The organism is Actinoplanes sp. CA-015351 (assembly GCF_050955685.1).
In the GTDB taxonomy this organism is placed as follows: domain Bacteria; phylum Actinomycetota; class Actinomycetes; order Mycobacteriales; family Micromonosporaceae; genus Actinoplanes.
The window spans coordinates 6192090-6209541 of record NZ_CP192102.1 but is presented as its reverse complement, the minus strand read 5'-3'; the positions used below and the strand labels follow the sequence as shown (position 1 = coordinate 6209541).

19 protein-coding genes and 1 pseudogene are annotated in these 17452 nt (G+C 69.0%); 8 read left to right on the top strand and 12 right to left on the bottom strand.

The annotated features are described in order from the left end of the window. The first annotated feature begins 66 nt into the window (after positions 1-66). On the top strand, positions 67-903 hold the full coding sequence (locus ACQP2E_RS28340) for an alpha/beta hydrolase (RefSeq protein WP_433826000.1): 837 nt from the start codon (positions 67-69) through the stop codon (positions 901-903). Positions 904-942: 39 nt separating this feature from the next. On the opposite strand, the gene ACQP2E_RS28335 is transcribed toward ACQP2E_RS28340, so the two are convergent. Both ACQP2E_RS28335 and ACQP2E_RS28330 read right to left on the bottom strand, forming a co-directional pair. Further along, the gene (locus ACQP2E_RS28335) at positions 943-2082 is read right to left on the bottom strand and encodes a calcium-binding protein (protein ID WP_433825999.1); all 1140 of its coding nucleotides are present in this window, start codon (positions 2080-2082) and stop codon (positions 943-945) included. Between the two features lie 5 nt (positions 2083-2087). Further along, positions 2088-3272 carry a calcium-binding protein gene (locus ACQP2E_RS28330; RefSeq protein ID WP_433825998.1) on the bottom strand — a complete coding sequence of 395 codons (1185 nt, stop codon included), beginning with the start codon at positions 3270-3272 and terminating at the stop codon, positions 2088-2090. Positions 3273-3381: 109 nt separating this feature from the next. On the opposite strand from ACQP2E_RS28330, the gene ACQP2E_RS28325 reads away from it, so the two are divergent. Then, entirely contained in the window at positions 3382-3564 is a 183-nt protein-coding gene (locus tag ACQP2E_RS28325; RefSeq protein WP_433825997.1) for a hypothetical protein, read from the top strand. 45 nt (positions 3565-3609) lie between these two features. Here the strand turns inward: ACQP2E_RS28325 and ACQP2E_RS28320 are convergent, their stop codons facing one another. Then, positions 3610-4023, bottom strand: coding sequence for a hypothetical protein (locus ACQP2E_RS28320; RefSeq protein ID WP_433825996.1), 414 nt, complete (start codon positions 4021-4023; stop codon positions 3610-3612). A gap of 259 nt (positions 4024-4282) precedes the next feature. On the opposite strand from ACQP2E_RS28320, the gene ACQP2E_RS28315 reads away from it, so the two are divergent. Further along, positions 4283-5098 carry a hypothetical protein gene (locus ACQP2E_RS28315; RefSeq protein WP_433825995.1) on the top strand — a complete coding sequence of 272 codons (816 nt, stop codon included), beginning with the start codon at positions 4283-4285 and terminating at the stop codon, positions 5096-5098. 51 nt (positions 5099-5149) lie between these two features. Here the strand turns inward: ACQP2E_RS28315 and ACQP2E_RS28310 are convergent, their stop codons facing one another. The 3 genes from ACQP2E_RS28310 to ACQP2E_RS28300 all read right to left on the bottom strand — a co-directional run bounded on the left by ACQP2E_RS28310 (position 5150) and on the right by ACQP2E_RS28300 (position 7385). After that, positions 5150-5824, bottom strand: a complete 675-nt coding sequence (locus tag ACQP2E_RS28310; RefSeq protein ID WP_433825994.1) for an SDR family NAD(P)-dependent oxidoreductase — start codon at positions 5822-5824, stop codon at positions 5150-5152. An 18-nt stretch (positions 5825-5842) separates the two neighbouring features. After that, positions 5843-6508: an alpha/beta fold hydrolase gene (locus tag ACQP2E_RS28305; RefSeq protein WP_433825993.1), complete on the bottom strand. Its 666-nt coding sequence runs from the start codon at positions 6506-6508 to the stop codon at positions 5843-5845. 82 nt (positions 6509-6590) lie between these two features. Further along, a complete protein-coding gene (locus ACQP2E_RS28300) occupies positions 6591-7385 on the bottom strand; it encodes a S1 family peptidase (RefSeq protein WP_433825992.1) in 795 nt (264 codons plus the stop codon). Between the two features lie 133 nt (positions 7386-7518). Here ACQP2E_RS28300 and ACQP2E_RS28295 point away from each other — a divergent pair, with 133 nt between their 5' ends. Further along, positions 7519-8058 carry a hypothetical protein gene (locus tag ACQP2E_RS28295; RefSeq protein WP_433825991.1) on the top strand — a complete coding sequence of 180 codons (540 nt, stop codon included), beginning with the start codon at positions 7519-7521 and terminating at the stop codon, positions 8056-8058. A 1-nt stretch (position 8059) separates the two neighbouring features. On the opposite strand, the gene ACQP2E_RS28290 is transcribed toward ACQP2E_RS28295, so the two are convergent. Continuing rightward, positions 8060-8959 (bottom strand): aminoglycoside phosphotransferase family protein, encoded by a 900-nt coding sequence (locus ACQP2E_RS28290; RefSeq protein ID WP_433825990.1) that lies wholly within the window; start codon positions 8957-8959, stop codon positions 8060-8062. Positions 8960-8972: 13 nt separating this feature from the next. After that, positions 8973-10253 (bottom strand): annotated as a pseudogene (locus ACQP2E_RS28285) (M14 family metallopeptidase); the annotation flags it as partial. Positions 10254-10467: 214 nt separating this feature from the next. Between ACQP2E_RS28285 and ACQP2E_RS28280 the strand changes: the two are divergent. Then, on the top strand, positions 10468-11817 hold the full coding sequence (locus ACQP2E_RS28280) for a glycosyl hydrolase family 18 protein (protein ID WP_433825989.1): 1350 nt from the start codon (positions 10468-10470) through the stop codon (positions 11815-11817). Positions 11818-11906: 89 nt separating this feature from the next. Here ACQP2E_RS28280 and ACQP2E_RS28275 read toward each other — a convergent pair whose 3' ends face one another. Then, complete coding sequence (locus tag ACQP2E_RS28275) at positions 11907-12839, bottom strand: NADP-dependent oxidoreductase (protein ID WP_433825988.1); 933 nt, start codon at positions 12837-12839, stop codon at positions 11907-11909. 88 nt (positions 12840-12927) lie between these two features. Between ACQP2E_RS28275 and ACQP2E_RS28270 the strand changes: the two genes are divergently transcribed. Both ACQP2E_RS28270 and ACQP2E_RS28265 read left to right on the top strand, forming a co-directional pair. Then, complete coding sequence (locus tag ACQP2E_RS28270; RefSeq protein WP_433825987.1) at positions 12928-13530, top strand: TetR/AcrR family transcriptional regulator; 603 nt, start codon at positions 12928-12930, stop codon at positions 13528-13530. 330 nt (positions 13531-13860) lie between these two features. After that, positions 13861-14574 (top strand): sigma-70 family RNA polymerase sigma factor, encoded by a 714-nt coding sequence (locus ACQP2E_RS28265; protein WP_433834070.1) that lies wholly within the window; start codon positions 13861-13863, stop codon positions 14572-14574. Positions 14575-14577: 3 nt separating this feature from the next. Here the strand turns inward: ACQP2E_RS28265 and ACQP2E_RS28260 are convergent, their stop codons facing one another. From ACQP2E_RS28260 to ACQP2E_RS28250, 3 genes are all read right to left on the bottom strand, one after another. Continuing rightward, the gene (locus ACQP2E_RS28260) at positions 14578-15147 is read right to left on the bottom strand and encodes a hypothetical protein (protein ID WP_433825986.1); all 570 of its coding nucleotides are present in this window, start codon (positions 15145-15147) and stop codon (positions 14578-14580) included. A 140-nt stretch (positions 15148-15287) separates the two neighbouring features. Then, positions 15288-16472 (bottom strand): calcium-binding protein, encoded by a 1185-nt coding sequence (locus ACQP2E_RS28255; protein ID WP_433825985.1) that lies wholly within the window; start codon positions 16470-16472, stop codon positions 15288-15290. A 66-nt stretch (positions 16473-16538) separates the two neighbouring features. Further along, entirely contained in the window at positions 16539-16748 is a 210-nt protein-coding gene (locus tag ACQP2E_RS28250) for a helix-turn-helix domain-containing protein (protein WP_433825984.1), read from the bottom strand. A 109-nt stretch (positions 16749-16857) separates the two neighbouring features. On the opposite strand from ACQP2E_RS28250, the gene ACQP2E_RS28245 reads away from it, so the two are divergent. After that, positions 16858-17451 carry a hypothetical protein gene (locus tag ACQP2E_RS28245; RefSeq protein ID WP_433834068.1) on the top strand — a complete coding sequence of 198 codons (594 nt, stop codon included), beginning with the start codon at positions 16858-16860 and terminating at the stop codon, positions 17449-17451. Position 17452 lies beyond the last annotated feature (1 nt).

The window sequence follows — 17452 nt, the reverse complement described above, 5'->3', positions numbered from 1 at the left end:
CGGAGGCACGACACGTGTGCGCTCAGGGCCAACTTCGCAGGTCCCGGTGCTGCCTACGCTCCCGGCATGACCATCGCATCCGACCTGGAACAGATCGAAGCGGCCAACGCCAGCGGGAAACCGCCGGTCGTCTTCGTGCACGGACTGTGGCTGCTGCCGTCGAGCTGGCAGCGCTGGGCCGAGGTGTTCGCGGCCGCCGGGTACGCCCCGGTGCTGCCCGGCTGGCCCGACGACCCGGACACCGTCGAGGAGGCGAACGCGCACCCCGAGGTGTTCGCCGGAAAGAGCGTCGGCCAGGTGGCCGATCACTTCGCCTCGCTCGTCGCCAAGCTGGACCGCAAGCCCGCGGTGATCGGGCACTCGTTCGGCGGCCTGATCACCCAGATCACGGCCGGGCGGGGGCTCTCCGCCGTCTCGGTCGCGATCGACCCGGCGCCGTTTCGCGGCGTGCTGCCGCTGCCGATCTCGGCGCTGCGGGTGGCGAGCGCGGTCATCGGCAACCCGGCGAACTACCACCGCGCGGTTCCGCTGACCTACGACCAGTTCCGGTACGGGTTCGCGAACGCGGTGAGCGAGGAGGAGGCCCGTGAGCTGTACGCGACGTTCGCGGTGCCGGCCTCGGGCGAGCCGCTGTTCCAGGCGGCGACCGCGAACTTCAACCCGTGGACCGAGGCGAAGGTCGACACCGGCAACCCGTCGCGGGGCCCGCTGCTGATCATCTCGGGGGAGAAGGACCACACCGTGCCGTGGTCGATCGCGAACGCGTCCTACAAGCAGCAGAAGGACAACCCGGGCGTCACCGAGATCGTCGAGATCCCGGGGCGGGGGCACTCGCTGACCATCGACAGTGGATGGCACGCGGTCGCCGGCACGGCGCTGGAGTTCGTGAAGCGGTTCTCTTGATTTCTGGGAGAGGGCCGGTGACCCGGCCCTCTCCTTCATTTACGGCAGCCGCTCGCAGGCGGTGGCCAGGTCGAGCTTGCTGACCCAGCACAGGTCACCGATCAGCTCGGTGTTGCCGCCGCCGTCGACCGTGTCGGCAGCGTCCTGGTAGAAGTCGCTGCCGTGGATCTTGTCGTCGCCGGCGTCGCCGTAGAGCTTGTTCGCGCCGGCGTTGCCGCGGATGTCGTCGTCGCCACCACCACCACGGATGACGTCGTCGCCCGCGGCGCCCCACAGCAGGTTGACGGCGTTGTTGCCGGTGAAGGCGTAGTCGCCGGCGCCCTCACCGCCGAGGTTCTCCACGTCGGTGCCGACGGTGTCGCGCTCGCCGGGTGCGCCGTCGTCACCTTTCGCGCCGTCGAGGTCGACTGTCGCCTGGGGGCGGTGGTATTGGACCCAGTCGCTGCCCGGGCCACCGAGGATCACGTCGGCGCCGATCACGCCGGGCGCGTTCCTGACGTCGCCCCAGAGGATGTCCTCAGCGGCGCCACCGTTGAGGTAGTCGTTGCCGGCGCCGCCTTCGAGCTTGTCGTAATGCCGCTCGCCGTACAGCTTGTCGTTGCCGGCGCCGCCGAAGATCTTGTCGTCGCCCTCACCGCCGTACAGGGTGTCGTCGTTCTCGTCGCCGTACAGGTAGTCACCGCCGCCGTCCTGGCCGTACAGCTTGTCGTTGCCGGCGCCGCCGTACAGGACGTCGTTGTTGCCACCGCCGTAGAGCCGGTCGGCGCCGGATCCACCGGACAACCGGTCCAGGTTGGCCCCGCCGACCAGGATGTCGTTGCCGGAGCCGCCCTCGAGCATCACCCGGATCCCGGTCTTGTTCACGACCGAGTCGTTCTTGCTCCCGGCCTGGACGTGGACCCGGGTCGGGTTCTTCGCGAGCTTGCAGCGGACCTTGGTCTTGTCACCCTTGACGGCCTTGCAGCCCTTACCGGCCTTGATCTTGACCTTGTCGTCGATCGTGACGGTCTTGCCGGAGCGGGTGATGACAACCTTGTTGGCCTTGCCGGAGCCGGCGACGTACGTGACCCAGGTCGACGTGGTGACCGATACGACGCCGGTGGACGCGGCCTGCGCCGGGGCGGCAAGCACCCCGACGCCGACTGTGGTGAGCAGGATGACGCCGATGCGCGAGGTCATCATGGTCAGCCAAGCCGCTCGCAGCCGGTGACGGTGTCGACCGGGCTGACATAGCAGAGGTCGCCGGCCGCGGTGTTGGCGCCGCCGTCGACCTTGTCGCCGTTGGACGTGTGCGGCACGTCGACAGCGGAACGGCTGTAGATCTTGTCGTCTCCGGCGTCGCCGTAGAGGGCGTTCGCGCCGTAGCTGCCGTACAGGGTGTCGTTGCCGCCACCACCACGGAAGACGTCGTCGCCCTCGCCGCCGGAGAGGACGTTCGCCGCGTTGTTGCCGGTGAAGATGTTGTCACTGTCGCCGCCGGACAGGTTCTCCACGTCGGAGCCGATCGTGTCGCCTTCGCCGGTCTGGCCGTCGTTGCCCTTCGACCCGCTCAGGTCGGCGACCACACGGCTGCGGCCGCCGTAGCTGACCGTGTCGGTGCCGGCGCCGCCGGAGAACACGTCCGCGCCGAACCCGCCGTGCGAGTCCTCCGGGTTGACGTCACCGTCGAGGCGGTCGTTGCCGGTGCCGCCAGAGAGGTAGTCGTTGCCGAGCCCACCCTCGAGCCAGTCGTTGCCGGACTCGCCGTACAGCTTGTCGTTGCCCGGCGTGCCCTGAACCTCGTAGTCGCCGTAGAGGTGGTCGTTGCCGCTGCCGGCGTACAGCGTGTCGGCGCCCGCGTTGCCGTCCAGGTCGTCGTTGCCGGCCTGGCCGTAGATCTTGTCGTTGCCGGTGCCGCCGGGCAGGTAGTCGTTGCCCTTGCCACCGTAGATCTTGTCGGCGCCCGAGCCGCCGCCGAGGATGTCGGCGCCGGAGCCACCGACCAGGATGTCGTTGCCGGTGCTGCCCTCGACCAGGGACGGGATGCCGGTCTTGTTGGTGACCTTGTCGTTCTTGCTGCCGGCGTAGACCAGGACCTTGGTCGGGTTCTTGGTCAGCTTGCAGCGGACCTTGGTCTTGTCGCCCTTGACGGCCTTGCAGCCCTTGCCGGCCTTGATCTTGTATTTGTCGTCGATCGTGACGGTCTTGCCGGACCGGGTGATGACGACCTTGTTGGCCTTGCCGGAGCCGGCCACGTACTTGACCTGGGTGGTCTTGGCGACCGAAACCACGCCGGTCGTGGCGGCCTGCGCCGGGCTGGCGAGAACGCCAGCGCCGATCGTGGTGAGCAGAATGATGCCGATGCGGGCAGCATGCGATGAACGCGCCATGAAAGTCCCCCGTGTTACACGCGTCGAAATGGTGAGCGCAGCATAGATCAGCCCGTCTATTCGGCGGAATCACTTCCTAGCCCTTGCGACGGCTGTCCATGATGTTCCGGTGACGCTGATCGACCTGGACGAGGAACCTGTCGCCGAGAGGACACCACCGGCCGGGCGTGTCCGGACGATCTTCGCCGCCGTGGCTCTGCTGAGTGCCGGCGCCGCACTCGGCGGGCTGGGGAGGCCGTGGTACGGCTCACCGACGAAGCCGGTGACGCCCGCAGTGTCCCGGTCGCCGTGAACGTGGCGCCCTGGCTGACGCAGGCGAAGGAGTGGTGCTGAAACCTCAGATCTCGGCGGTCCGGTACCTCGGGAATCGCCGTGCGGTGATCACCTCGAAGTCCTCGGGCGACCTCGCGTACCGGGCCTCGAACGCCTGACGGATCGTGGTATCGCCGGGCACCAGCTCGTAGTACGCGGCGTCGACGCGCCGCTCCGCGTCCTCGCTCGCGGTCGCGGCCTGCAGATCCCCGACGATCAGGTCGAGGCCGTCCAGCCCGAAGTATCGGCAGGCCAGCGCGGCGGCGGTCAGCTCGTCGGGTTCGCAACTGGTGGCGGCGTGCGCCGGGCCGCAGTTGGTGACGATGCCGTGGACCAGCAGCAGCGCCCGGAGGTGCCGATCGCCGGGGCCGTCGCCGAGGTCGGCGTAAGCCCGGCTCCAGACCACCTCGGCAGCTGCCGGAGCGAGGGTTTGCGTCATGCGGTCAGTGTGCCCTTATTCGCGGGGCGACGAATGCCGATCTCACCAAGACGGGGGCAACCTCGACCCCCCGGACTGACGAGGTCTTGCCGGAACCACCCGCCGTGTGAGATTCACAGGGTTTCCCAAGCAGGGCGCTGACCTGGGCGTTTGTGCGGCCTTCAGAGACGGCTGCGATTTTGGGTTGAACCGCTTGCCCGTTGTGGCCCGTATGTGCCCCCGACCGGGGTGACATCGACGTCCACGACGAGGAGTGATCATGAGGTCTCGCGCTTACCGACGCAATGACGGTAACCGGCGGAAGACGATCGGAGCGGTGATCGTCGCCGGAGTACTGGGCGCCACCGGTATCGGCGGAGTCCAGCTGGCCTCGGCCGGAACCGAGACGAAAGCCGCCGATCTGGTGAGTGTCGACGGCCAGCAGTTCGACGTGTCGCAGTGCACCGAACTGCAGGTCAACGCCGGTTCGGTGATCTGTGACGGCGAGGAGCTGGCGCCGGTCGAGGCGCAGGCGCCGGAGGAAGCGGCAGCCGACTCGGCGGTGGCGCTCGAGGCGGCCTGCGACACGTTCGCCGCGGACGTGGCGGCAGCGGAGGCCGGCGCTGCCGAGGAAGCCGGCGCTGCCGAGGAAGCGGGCGCTGCTGAGGAAGCCGGCGCTGCTGAGGAAGCCGGCGCGGCGAAGGCCGAGAACAAGGCTCAGGCGAAGAAGTGGGCCAAGGTCCTGAAGAAGGCCGCCGCCAAGGAGAAGGAAGAGGCCGCCGCCGAGGAAGGTGCTGCTGAAGAGGGCGCTGCTGAAGAGGGCGCTGCCGAGGAAGCCGGTGCCGCTGAGGAAGCCGGCGCTGCCGAGGACGTCGCCGCCGCTGCGGCCGCTGTCGCCTCCGCCCAGCGCACCCTGCTGCAGGCCTGCCTCGCCCTGGCCGACGCCAAGGTAGTCGCCGGCGCCGGCGCTGCCGACGAGGGCGCCGCTGACGAGGGCGCTGCTGACGAGGGCGCTGCCGACGAGGGCGCTGCTGAAGAGGGCGCTGCCGAGGAAGGTGCCGCCGAGGAGTCCGCGGCCCCCGAGGCCACGGAGTAAGTAACGCGAGCGGGAGATGCGGGGACACCACAGAGGTCCCCGCATCTCGCTTCACAGCAGGCGACGCGGCCGGCCACCCTCCAGAACCGTGACCCGTCCGGCCAGCGCATCGTTGGTGATCATCTCGACCACCGCGTCAGCCACCTCCTCCGGGGGGATCAGCGGCGGCAGCGCGGCTTGTTCCGCCGGCGTCAGAGCGGCGACCCGGGTGCGCGCCCGGTCCAGGCCGATCCAGCCCGGGACGAGGCAGTTCACGCGTACCCCCTGGGTCTGGCCGACCGACGTGCTGAAGCGGATCAACCCAGCTTTCGCCGCGGCGTATTCGGGTGAGCCGTAAGGCTCGCCGCCGAGAGCGGCCTCGGACGCGATGTTGACCACCGCGCCGCCGCCGAGCCCGGCCATGATCGGCAGGCACAGCTGGGTCAGCGCCATCGGAGCGCCGAGGTTGAGCTCCAGGGCCGTGCGCCATTCGTGCGGGGGAGCGTCGGGAAAGCCGAGACCCGACGGGCTCCAGCCGCCCGCGTTGTTGACCAGGATGTGCGGCCCGCCCGCCGCCGAGGCGGATCGCATGATCTCGGCGCGGCCGGCTTCAGTGGTGACGTCGACGCCGTCAGCGAGGTCGGCGGTGATCACGGTGGCGCCGAGGCCGGACAGGCGGGAAGCGATCACTCGTCCGGTCCCGGACGCGCCGCCGGTCACGATCGCCACGCGTTGACGAATCTCCATGTCATTGGGATGCCCGGGTCAGCCGTCCAGAAACTCGGTGACGGTGGCGAGGAAGGCGGCCGGTTCGGTCTCGTGCACCAGATGACCGGCTTCGATCGTCACGAGGCGGGCGTCCGCGAGGCGTGCGGCCAGCTCGGCCACGTGCTGCTGCGGCACCGGGCTCGACGCGCCGCCGGCGAGCACAAGCGTCGGCGCGGTGATCGCGTCGAAGATCGCCGGCCAGGCCGGGTCCGGCTCGTCGATCTGGGGCCGGACCTGCTCGACCATCCGCCAGTCGAACGGCAGCTCGCCGTCCGGCCGGGCCGGCAGCCCCGGCGTTCGCGGATGTGGCACACCGATGTCCTCAAGGACCAGCCGGCGGATCAGATCCGGTCGCGACGACGCGACGATGCAGGCCACGAGGCCGCCGAGGGAGTGCCCGATCAGGTCGACGGGCCCGAGCGCCAGGTGGTCGAGGACGCTGACGATGTCGGAGGCGAGCAGGTCCAGGGCGTACTCTCCGGGCCAGGAGCTCGCGCCGTGGCCCCGCAGATCGACCGCGATGACCGCCCGCCCGGCCGCGAGGCCGGCGGCGACCTGATCCCAATCGGACGAGGTTTTGCCCGTAGCGGGGAGTAGCACCGCGGGTGGGTGGCCGCTCTCGGCGGCCTGCCACACCCGCAGTGCCAGTTCCAGCTCTGTCAACGGTACGGTCCTCAGCTCCGGCATTTTCCGATCATGTCTCGGGCCCGGCCGTGAAACAAAGAGCCGAGAGCCAAGGAAGGCGTCAGCCGCCGAGACTCGTCGCGGCCGACCGGATCGCCGAGGAGAAGTAGCTGACCTGGGTGTACACGCCCGGCTTGTTCGGGCGGGCACATCCGTCGCCCCAGCTCACGATGCCGACCTGGACCCAGGCGTTGGCGGCGTCGCGGCGGAACATCGGGCCACCGGAGTCGCCCTGGCAGGTGTCGACGCCACCGGCGGTGTACCCGGCGCAGATCTCCTCGGCCGCGATCACCTCTCCGGCGTACATCGAGCTGGAGTTGCAGGTGGTGTCGCTGACGAACGGCACGGTGGCCTTGAGCAGGTAACGCTGCTGCGCTCCGCCCTCGGTGGCGGCGCCCCATCCGGCGATGGTGAAGGTGCCCGAGTCGTACGCGGTCGACGTGGCGATCGGCAGGGTGGCGATCCCGGTGACCGGGCTGGCGAGGCGGATGAACGCCCAGTCGTCACCGGCGCCGGTGTACCCGGGTGCCCGGTAGACGTAGTTCGACTTGCGGGTGACCCGGGTGCTCGACTGGAGGTCGATGGTGCCGAGGGTGGCGGTGATCGACGTGTTGGCGCCGGTCCGGCTCACGCAGTGCGCGGCCGTCAGCACCAGCGTCGAGCTGTAGAGCGCGCCGCCGCAGCCCATCGAGAGCCGCACCATGAACGGGAACTCGCCCGACGCGGCGCGGGTGCCGCCGACGACGTACGGGGTGACGTCGTCCGCCACGGCTGACGTGGGTGCGACCAGCACACCCATGGTGGCCGCGGTGATCGCTGCCGCCACTGTCGCCAGAAGGGTTCGCCATCTGCGCATCTGGGGGTCCTCCTCAGTCAGGGCGCGCCCTGTGGGTAGCGCCGCTGAGAGGATCCTGTCATTCATATGTGCAAATGTTTAAATCTCAGGTCACTCATATCGCCGACCGTGGGTTTCGGTAGGCTCGGACGGCGTGAGCAACGATTACTCGCCGGTTCCCGAACTCAACGCGCTCAAGGCGTTCCAGGACCGCTTCGGGTACGAGTCGTACTCCGAATGCTTCGGCCTGGACGACTGGAACGACCCCGACTCGGGCCTCGCCTCCGGCTGGTCCAAGGACCCGAAATTCTTGTCCGGACTGCTGCCGTTCGCCCGCGCCACCGGCGGCGGCTCCTTCTACGCGCTGTGGAAGATCGACGACCGCGCCGACCTCGCCACCCTGCCGGTGATCGTCTTCGGTGACGAGGGCGGCGAGCACGTGATCGCCCGCAACGTGCGCGAGCTGTTCCAGCTGCTCGCTTTCGACAGCGAGCCGAGCGTCGACCACGACGAGGTCTTCTTCTACCGCGACGAGGACGACGAGCACACCGCGCACCACGACGATTACGTCGCCTGGCTGGACGAGACGTTCGGCCTCGCGCCGGCCGACGAGCCGGACGACATCGTGGCGGCGGCCCAGGAGGAGTTCGGCGGGCCGTTCGCCACCTGGAAGAGCCAATATCTGAGCTGGTGAATCAGATCGCGGGGTCGGCCAGGATCCGGTCCAGGGTCCGCCGGCCGATCCCGCTCATCACCGGATTCGTGTGCTCGTAGTACCAGACCAGACCCATCGACTGCGCGAACGCCCACGCCTGCCCCCGTGCCCACTCCGTGTCGTCGCAGTTCAGGCCCTCGCGCACGATCTTGCGGGGTCCGGCTTCGAGCAGATGCCAGGCGCCGATCAGCTCCAGCGCCGGATCGGCCGGACCGAATCCGCCGACATCCAGCACGCCGTCCAGGCGACCTTCGGTCACCAGGACATTGCCCGGCATCAGGTCACTGTGCGTCATCACATCGGGGTCACTGCCGCGGGGAAGCTCACGCATCGCTTCCCACAAGGTCCGCAGCTCGGGTACGCGCAAAAGCCGCCCGCTTCCGGTGAGATTCGCCTGGACGTCGGCGTCGTGATCGGCCAGCACGCCGCCACGACCCGGCCCGTGGAACGTGTCGCCCTCGGTACCGACCGCCCGTAACTCGGTGATCAACTCGACCAGGTCGTGCGCGAACTCCACCGAATCACCCGGGTCGGCGTCAGTGGCGACGGTGCCCGGCAACCAGGTCTGCACTGTCCACGGCAGTGGGAATCCGTGCCCCGGTTCGCCGAGGGCCACCGGAGCGGGTGTGGCGAATCTGGTCCGGCCGAGCAGCCGCTTTGAGGCGTACACCTCGCTCTGAAGACCGATCCGGATCTCCTGGATCTCGGCAGGGTCGGGGTTGTTTCCCCCGGTGAGGGGGAAGCGGGCGGTGAGGCCGTCGCCGATGCGGAAGATGGCGTTGACCGTTCCGTGTGAGGGCACCTGGCGCACGTCCAGATGGGCCCACTCGGGGAACTGGGTCCTCACCAGCTTCCGCACCGTGGCGACGTCGATCCTCATCGTTTCATCATCAGCAGTACGTCGACTGCTTTCCGATCACCTTGTACGGGCAGTCCGCGACCTCGGCGACCCGCAGCGCTGCCTCGCGGTTGCGGGCGGTCTCGGCCGGGATGACGCTGGCCGGCGGGTAGAAGCCACCGCCCGACGCGCTGCCCGGGTAGAGCTCGAACGTGTACGCGAAGATCTTGTGCACGCCCCACAGCCAGTCGAGCGAGTCACCGTCGGTGATGTAGAGATCGCTGGACTGCTGCGGTGTGTAACCGTTGGTGGCGGCCAGCTGGCGGCCGAACGTGGCGAACACGTTGTTCTGGTCGGCGGTCATGCCGGTGGCCGTGTCCGCGGTGGTGTGCCCGTAGGGCCAGAGCACCAGCTTCGAGTACGAGTGGAAGTCGATCACGGTCTTGACCTGCTGGACGCCGCCGACGACCCGGCTGTTGTAGAAGTCGCGGATCACCTTGGTCTCCGGGGCGGAGAACGCCGACGGGCCGCGGTAGGTGGCCGACGAGGTGCTGCCGGACGAGCCGCCGCAGCAACCCCAGTTGTAGGAGTAGTTGCGGTTCAGGTCGGTGCCGACGTAGCTGGATCCGCTGTTCGGCTGCCGGTTCTTGCGCCAGGAGCGGTAACTGCCGGTGGCGACGTCGTACTCGGAGCCGTCCGGGTTGACCGACGGGATGATCCAGATCTCGCGGCTGTCCACGATGGTCTTGATCCGGCTGTCGGTGGCGTACCCGCTGGTGAACTGGGCCAGCAGGTAGACCGCCTGCTCGACGGTGAGGTGCTCGCGGGCGTGGTGGTTGGCCTGGTAGACCACCTCGGGCTCGGACTCGTCGGTGCCGACGTTGTCGGAGATCTTCACGGCCACGATGTCGCGGCCCTCGTACGACTTGCCCAGAACCCGCTTGCTGGCGATCGCCGGGTAGTTCGTGACGGCCGCGTTCACCTTGGCGATCATCTCGGCGTAGTTGTGGTACGCCGAGTCGGCGGACGGGAAGTCGAGGGTGCCGATGTCACCGGTGGCCTCAGCCGCTGCCTCCTTGACGGTGAAGCCGAGTTTGCGCAGCTTGCTCACCTCGGCGCCGGTCGCGGTGACGGCCGCGACGCCGTGCTCGATGTCCTCGATGGCGGCGCCGGCGCGGGCGATCTTGTTGCGTTGCGCCTCGGTGCGTACGTCGTAGATCTCGTACTCGGCGGCGGGGTCGGGAACCGGCCCCGCACCAGCGGGGGCGGACGCGGTGAGCGCAGCGGTGGCACAGATCGCGACCGCGGCGAAGGCCGCAAGGGAACGTCGTCGCATGAACGACCTCCGGGATCAGGGGGATGGTGCACCTACCCCACCACCCGGGATCGACGCTCGGCAATATAGATGGCCATGCCAAAGCGATACCTACCCCGGGGTGATGTAACACGTCATTTGGTTCCGGAACCGGCGGATTGCATTGACCAATATCTGTTAATCTTCTTAACATTTATGCGCCCCTGGTCATCCCCCATGAAGGGTCGCGTTCCCCATGAACATCAGAAGATCGGTCGCCGCGGCGCTCGCGGTTGTCCTGGCCGGCACCGGCCTCACGTTCGCCACGCAGGGCACCGCGCAGGCAGCCGTGCTGCCCAACGGGTTCAAGAGCGTCGGGTACATGCCGTCCTGGGCCGGCAATGTCGCCAGCATCCAGTTCGGCAAGCTGACCCACATCAACTATTCGTTCGCCCTGCCCAACGCCAACGGCACGCTGCAGCCCATCGAGAACACCGCCAAGCTGCAGCAGCTCGTCACGCTCGGCCACCAGAACAACGTCAAGATCTCGCTCGCGATCGGCGGCTGGAACGACGGCAACGACTCCGCTTTCGAGTCGCTCGCCGCGAACTCCGGCACCCGCACCACGTTCGTCAACACGGTGATGAACGCGGTCCGCCAGTACAACCTGGACGGCGTCGACATGGACTGGGAGTACCCGGACCCGGGCACGTCGGGCAACAATTACACCGCGCTGATGGGCCAGCTCGGCACCGCCCTGCACAACGAGGGCAAGCTGCTGACCGCGGCCGTGGTCAGCGAGGGCGGCACCGCCAACGGGGTGCAGCCGGCCGTGTTCGGTTACGTCGACTGGCTCAACATCATGGCGTACGACGGCGGAAGCCCGCACGCCAACTACGACTGGTCGATCAACGCGGCAAACTTCTGGAAGAACCGTGGCCTGCCCAAGGCCAAGACCGTGCTGGGTGTGCCGTTCTACAGCCGGCCCGGCTATCTCACGTACGCCCAGCTGGTCGCGCAGGATCCGGCCAACGCAAACCGGGACTGCACCCCGTCCGGCGAGTGTTACAACGGCCTGCCGACCATCCGGCGCAAGACCCAGTGGGCCCTCGCGAACGCCGGCGGCATCATGAACTGGGAGCTGTCGCAGGACGCCACCGGATCGAACTCGCTGGTCAGTGCGATCTACGAGACGGTGATGGGCAGCAACCCGCCGCCGGCCGGCCGCACCGGACGGATCACCGGGATCGGCGGCAAGTGCGTTGACGTCGCCTCGGCCAGCAGCGCCAACGGCACGGCAGTGCAGATCTACGACTGCAACGGCACGAGCGCGCAGACCTGGACCGTCGGCACTGACGGCACCATCCGGGCGCTCGGCAAGTGCCTGGACGTCAACGCCGCCGGTGCGGCGAACGGTTCGCTCGTGCAGATCTACGACTGCAACGGCACCGGTGCGCAAGCCTGGCAGGCCGCCTCCGACGGCACGCTGCGCAACCCGGCCAGCGGGCGCTGCCTGGACGCGCAGAACAACAGCTCGGCGAACGGAACCCGCCTGCAGATCTGGGACTGCTTCGCCGGCGCGAACCAGCGCTGGACCCTGCCCTGATCTGCCGATCCTCCTGAGGTGCCGATCCTCCTGAGGTGCCGATCCTCCTGAGGTGCTGAGCGGTGCCGGTTCACGGGGGCCGGCACCGCTCATCCCATCTCGATCACCAGCTTTCCCACGGTGTGCCGGTGAGCCAGATCGCGGTAGGCCTGTGGGCCCTCGTCCAGCGCATAGGTCCGCGCGATCGTCGCTCTCAGCCCGGTCAGCTCCGCCGCCCCGCCCAGGGCGCCCTCGCTGTCGAGAACCAGGCGGAACTCGACGTCGTCACGGCCGATCCACTCCTGGCGGGGGAACGGGAAGGTGATCGTGAACAGGCGCCCACCCGGTCTGATCACCCGCGCGACATCGGCCAGCTGGTCGCTCGGCAGGGCCAGGTTCAGTGCCACGTCGACGTTCGGCGGATATTCCGCGTACCCCATCGTCTCGGTGGCGCCGAGCTTGCGCAGCAAGGTCTCGTCCGCGGGGTGGCCGGTGGCGATCACGTGCGCGTGGCTGAGCAGGGGGAGCAGTGCGGTGCCGACACCGCCGGTCGCGCCGATCACCAGGACTCGCTCGCCGGGTGTGACAGCAGCGGTGATCGCGAGGGCGCGGGCGGTGAGGCCGGCGGTGCCCAGGGCAGCGGCCTCGACGGCAGGCAGCGACGGTGGCCGGTGGCTGATGAACGGGGTGTCCGCCTCCACCACGACGAACTCCGCCAGGGTGCCGGTGCCGAGCGACGGCTTGCCGCGCCCGGTGATGGCGCGCAACGCTCGTGGCACGGCGTGCCCGAAGACTTCGTCGCCGTTTTTGAAGGCAGTGACGCCCGGGGCGATCGCGGTGACCGTGCCGGCGAAGTCGTTGCCGAGCACGTGCGGGAATGTCAGCTCGGCGATGCCACCGGCGGCGATCTTCAGGTCGACCGGGTTGAGAGCGGCGGCTCGCACCTTGACCTGTATCTGCCCCGGCCCGGGTATCGGTGTCTCGACGTCGGCGAACGTGAAGCTCTCCGGAGGTCCGTAATCCGATGCGACGACAGCCTTCACCACATGCCCCCTTTAAGCGGACCGCCCGGTCAGGTTATGAGGCTAGCCCTAAGCGGACCGCGCGGTCAACTTACTTAGACTGGGTGGCATGACCTCCGACCGGCCGCTGCGCGCCGACGCCGCCCGCAACCGTGCGTTGCTGCTCGCGGCGGCGGAGCGAGAGTTCGCGGCGCGCGGGCTGGACGCCTCGGTCGCCGACATCGCGGCTCGCGCCGGGATCGGCAAGGGGACCGTGTTCCGGCACTTCCCGACCAAGGACGACCTGCTCTCCGAGGTGATGCTCGACCGGATCGGCGCGCTCACGTCGGCGGGCGAGCGGCTGGCCGATTCCGGCGATCCCGGCGCGGCGCTGCTGGAGTTCCTCACCCTGGCCGCCGACCGGCAGCAGAACGCCGACATGTCGGTTCTGCGGGAGGCTCATGCGGTGAACGCGCGGCTCGCCGAGGCTCGGGGGCGGATGTTCTCCCTGATCGAGACACTCGTGGCGCGGGCGCGGGAGTCCGGGGCGGTCCGTGCCGACATCACCGGCGCCGACGTGGTCCTGCTGATGTGCGCGCCCGGCCACGTGGCCGGTTTCGCCCCGCCGGGCAGCAGCCCGGACCTGTGGCGCCGATACCTGGCCATCATCTTCGACGGCCTGCGCCCGGCCGGCGCGAGCCCGCTACCGGTGCACCCTCCCCGGATGGGCTGACCCGGTGTCACGGTCGCCCCGACGGCCTTGCCAGAGGTGCACCCGCCGACGCGGTGACACAAACCGATGATCGTTCGCGCTCCGTGTGCGCGCGCGTACTAAGCGCAGTAATCTCGAGGTTGCCTGCTCAAGACCTCGGCAGCGGTGACTTCACGCCAGACTTCACTGAATCCTGCCGAGGTTGAAATGACCGTTCCCCTGACCGCCAGGCATCACCGGCCGCGGTTCGCCACCGAACAGCGCACGTCGCCGCCCGGCCGGCAACTTCCTCTCGACAGGGAGGAAGCCTGGTTCCAGGAACAGGCGGCGGCCACGGCCCTGCTGGACGCGATGGTGGCGATGCCGTCCGGCGACCCGTGCCGCCCGGCACTGCGTGACCAGGTCATCGGCGCCTGGACCCCGATGGCGAGGCGTCTCGCCTTCCGTTACCACGGCCGTGGCGAGCCGTTCGAGGACCTGGCACAGACCGCCGTCATCGGGCTCATCAAGGCCGTCGACAAGTTCGACCCGGAGCTGGGCCACGGGTTCGTCGGATACGCCATCCCCACCATCCTGGGTGAGATCAAACGACACTTCCGGGACCGGACGTGGGCGCTGCGGGTTCCGCGCCGGCTTCAGGAACTGCAGCTGAGGATCGTCGAGGCGAACAGCGTCCTGCCGCACCTGCTCGGCCGGCCCGCCCTGGTCGCCGACATCGCCGACTATCTCAATGTCACCGACCAGGCCGTCATCGAGGCGCTGGAGGGCGCCCGCGCCCACCACACGACGTCGTTCTCCACGCCGTACGGTGCGGCCGGCACCGGTGAACTGGGTGACATCTGCGGTGCCGACGACCCCGGGTACGCGCTGGTCGAAGGCCGGCTGACCCTCGAGACGGCCCTGGACCAGCTGGACGAACGTGATCTGCGGATCGTCGTCCTGCGTTTCCACGGCAACCTGCCGCAGTCACAGATCGCCGGCCTGATGGGCATCTCCCAGATGCAGGTGTCCCGTCTGCTCGCCCGGGCTCTCGCGAAGCTGCGGCGCCGGATCGAGGCCGCATGACCTTCAGCCCGCGGCGACCCGCGCCTCGACCGCCGTGACAGTGCTGGCCAGGGCCTTGCCCAGGAAGGTCGGCCCGGCGAAGCGGAACAGGAAGCCGAGGGTGCGGCCCTTGAGGTTCTTGCCGTCGCGGACCACCACGACATCGATGTCGGTGGTCCCGTCAGCGAGCGGCGTCAGTGTGTACGTGTGACCGGAACGTCCACCCCAGGCATGGGAATCGGTCGTCCGCATCGTCACCCGGCGCACATCCGACCAGTCGTAGCTGAGCCGCTCCCAGATCCCGCCCGACCCCTCGGTCACGTCGGCGGATGCCGGCCCTTGTGCGTGTACCCGCAGGTCGGCGTCCGCGCTGTTGCCGAAAATCTTCTCCCGGCCCGGCCCGGCCCGGCCCGGCCCGGCCCGGCCCGGCCCGGCCCGGCCCGGCCCGGCCCGGCCCGGCCCGGCCCGGCCCGGCCCGGCCCGGCCCGGCCCGGCCCGGCCCGGCCCGGCCCGGCCCGGCCCGAAGCCGGTGATCGAGGCGACGAACTGCTCCGGAATGACAGTGGTGTTCTGATGAAGGCGGATCGTGGACATCTGGGCTGCTCCCTGTTCGGCTGCCGTTTTCGGCTGCACCCAGATTGCCTGCGCCGGCACCCCGGCCGAGCCAGGGAAGCACCCTGGTCGTGATCCCTGGCCCGCTGGCCGAAGGCCCGGTCGGGGTGCCGGCATGGTGACTAGTAGTTCCTCGCCGAGGTCTCGCAGCTGACCAGCGTGTCCTTCACGGCGAACCGGCAGTTGTCGGCGCCGGTGCCGCCGTCGAGGAGGCTGCCCCTGTTGTCGGACCAGCTGTCGAGGGTGTCGGCGCCGGCCTCGCCGTAGAGCTTGTTGCGTCCCTCGCCGCCCTGGAGCCGGTCGTTGCCACCGCCACCGAGGACGATGTCGTCACCGGAGGAGCCATCGATCGCGTTGGCCGCGTTGTTGCCGGTCAGCCGGTCGTTGCGGTCGCCGCCCCAGATGTTCTCGACGTCGGCGCCGACGAGATCGCGCTCGCCGGGCAGGCCGTCGTCGGCGACGCCGTCCAGGTCGACCACGATCGGTTTGGTGTAACCGTAGTAGTCCACGGTGTCCGTCCCGGAGCCGCCGAGCAGCACGTCCGCGACGGCTGTCGTGGCGCTGTCGTCGCCTTCGAGCTCGTCGTTGCCGGCTCCGCCTTCGAGGCGGTCCCGTCCGGTCAACCCGAGCAGGACGTCGTGGCCATGGCCGCCGTAGATCTTGTCATTGCCGGCCATGCCGACCAGAAAATCGTTTCCGCGGCCGCCGTGGATCACGTCGTTGCCGGGCCGGTGCGGGCCGTAGCACTCGCAGACCGCGTCGCCGTGGACCGTGTCGGCGCCCTCGCCGGCGTTGACGTAATCGGCGCCCTCGCCGGCGTAGATCTCGTCGTCGCCGCCACCGCCGTAAATCTTGTCATTGCCGTTGTCGTACCGGGTGAAGATGTCGTCACCGGTGAGGAAGTCAGCCTTCGGTCCACCGGTCAGCTTGTCGTTGCCGGCGCCGCCGTCCGCCTCCATCCGCAGGTCGCTTCGGTTGACCACGGAGTCGTTGCGGTCGTACAGATTGACGACGACTTTCTTGGACGTCTTCCTGGTCGTGCAACGGACCTTTGTCTTGTCGCCCTTGACCTTCTTGCAGCCCTTGCCGGGCCGGATCACGACCCGGTCGTCGATCGTGACGGTCCTTCCGGAGCGGGTGACCACGACCTTGTTCGTGGCGGTGCCCGCCTCGAACGTGACGGTCGAGGTCCCGGCCTTGGCGTAACCGGAAACCGTAGCGGCGGCCTGCGCCGGCGCGGTGGCCGCTGCGGCAGCGATCGTCGTGAGAAGAATGAGGCCGGCACGCGCCGGCCACTGCTTACGCATCACTTATCCATATCCCCCGATGTTGTGTGTGCGCATCATAGAGGGGCGGGATCGGTTATCGCGTCACTATTCGTCCTCGACGAATTCGAGCAGGTCGCCCGGCTGGCACTCCAGGACGCGGCACATCGCCTCCAGGGTGCTGAACCGCACGGCCTTGGCCCGGCCGTTCTTGAGCACCGCCACGTTCGCCGGGGTCAGACCAACCCGCTCGGCGAACTCGCCGACGCTCATCTTGCGCTTGGCGAGTTGCACATCGATGCGTACGACGATCGGCATCAGATCACCGCGTGCATCTCGGTACGCCGATGGGTGGCCTGCCGCAGCAACGCCCACATCACCAGCATGAGCAGCCGCCACCCTCGACGTCGTCTCCGGCGGCCGGGCGATCGTCGGACTGGGAGCCGGGCACACCCCGGCGGAGTGGCAGGCCATCGGCAAAGAGTGCCCTGACGTGCGCGGACGCATCGACCGATGCTTGCAGGTGGCGCAGGCGGTCAGGGAACTGCTCGACGGCGGGCTGGAGAAACCGCGGCCGGTTCAGGAGCGTGTCCCGATGACGATCGGCACGGCGAACTCACGCCTGCTGCACTGGGCCGGAGGCCACGCGGACATCGTCGGGCTGAGCGGCTTGGGGCGTACCCTCGAAGATGGTCATCGCCATGAGGCCCGGTGGCGGACCGCCCAGATCGACCACCAGGTGGAGCGGGTGGTGGCCGGCGCCGCCGGCCGTGCGGTGAAGCCCGCGCTCGAAGCGCTCGTGCAGGTCGTCGAGGTTACCGACGACGCCGAAAAAGCCGCAGCGCCGCACGCCGAACGCCTCGGGATGCCGGTCGCGGAGCTGCTGGATGCGCCGTTCGTGATGATCGGAACGGTGGGGGAGATCCGCGCTGCGCTGCAGCGGCACGAGAAACGGTGGGGTATCACCCGATATGTCGTCCGCGAGCCGGCGCTGGAGGCGGTCGGCACCCTGATCGAGTGAC

What these genes read in the sequence shown, in the direction of transcription:
- ACQP2E_RS28260 (WP_433825986.1), bottom strand. Translation starts at nt 15,147, where the DNA reads ATGTCCACGATCCGCCTTCATCAGAACACCACTGTCATTCCGGAGCAG.
- ACQP2E_RS28265 (WP_433834070.1), top strand. Translation starts at nt 13,861, where the DNA reads ATGGTGGCGATGCCGTCCGGCGACCCGTGCCGCCCGGCACTGCGTGAC.
- ACQP2E_RS28320 (WP_433825996.1), bottom strand. Translation starts at nt 4,023, where the DNA reads ATGACGCAAACCCTCGCTCCGGCAGCTGCCGAGGTGGTCTGGAGCCGG.
- ACQP2E_RS28290 (WP_433825990.1), bottom strand. Translation starts at nt 8,959, where the DNA reads ATGAGGATCGACGTCGCCACGGTGCGGAAGCTGGTGAGGACCCAGTTC.
- ACQP2E_RS28335 (WP_433825999.1), bottom strand. Translation starts at nt 2,082, where the DNA reads ATGACCTCGCGCATCGGCGTCATCCTGCTCACCACAGTCGGCGTCGGG.
- ACQP2E_RS28255 (WP_433825985.1), bottom strand. Translation starts at nt 16,472, where the DNA reads ATGCGTAAGCAGTGGCCGGCGCGTGCCGGCCTCATTCTTCTCACGACG.
- ACQP2E_RS28280 (WP_433825989.1), top strand. Translation starts at nt 10,468, where the DNA reads ATGAACATCAGAAGATCGGTCGCCGCGGCGCTCGCGGTTGTCCTGGCC.
- ACQP2E_RS28310 (WP_433825994.1), bottom strand. Translation starts at nt 5,824, where the DNA reads ATGGAGATTCGTCAACGCGTGGCGATCGTGACCGGCGGCGCGTCCGGG.
- ACQP2E_RS28330 (WP_433825998.1), bottom strand. Translation starts at nt 3,272, where the DNA reads ATGGCGCGTTCATCGCATGCTGCCCGCATCGGCATCATTCTGCTCACC.
- ACQP2E_RS28270 (WP_433825987.1), top strand. Translation starts at nt 12,928, where the DNA reads ATGACCTCCGACCGGCCGCTGCGCGCCGACGCCGCCCGCAACCGTGCG.
- ACQP2E_RS28315 (WP_433825995.1), top strand. Translation starts at nt 4,283, where the DNA reads ATGAGGTCTCGCGCTTACCGACGCAATGACGGTAACCGGCGGAAGACG.
- ACQP2E_RS28250 (WP_433825984.1), bottom strand. Translation starts at nt 16,748, where the DNA reads ATGCCGATCGTCGTACGCATCGATGTGCAACTCGCCAAGCGCAAGATG.
- ACQP2E_RS28300 (WP_433825992.1), bottom strand. Translation starts at nt 7,385, where the DNA reads ATGCGCAGATGGCGAACCCTTCTGGCGACAGTGGCGGCAGCGATCACC.
- ACQP2E_RS28340 (WP_433826000.1), top strand. Translation starts at nt 67, where the DNA reads ATGACCATCGCATCCGACCTGGAACAGATCGAAGCGGCCAACGCCAGC.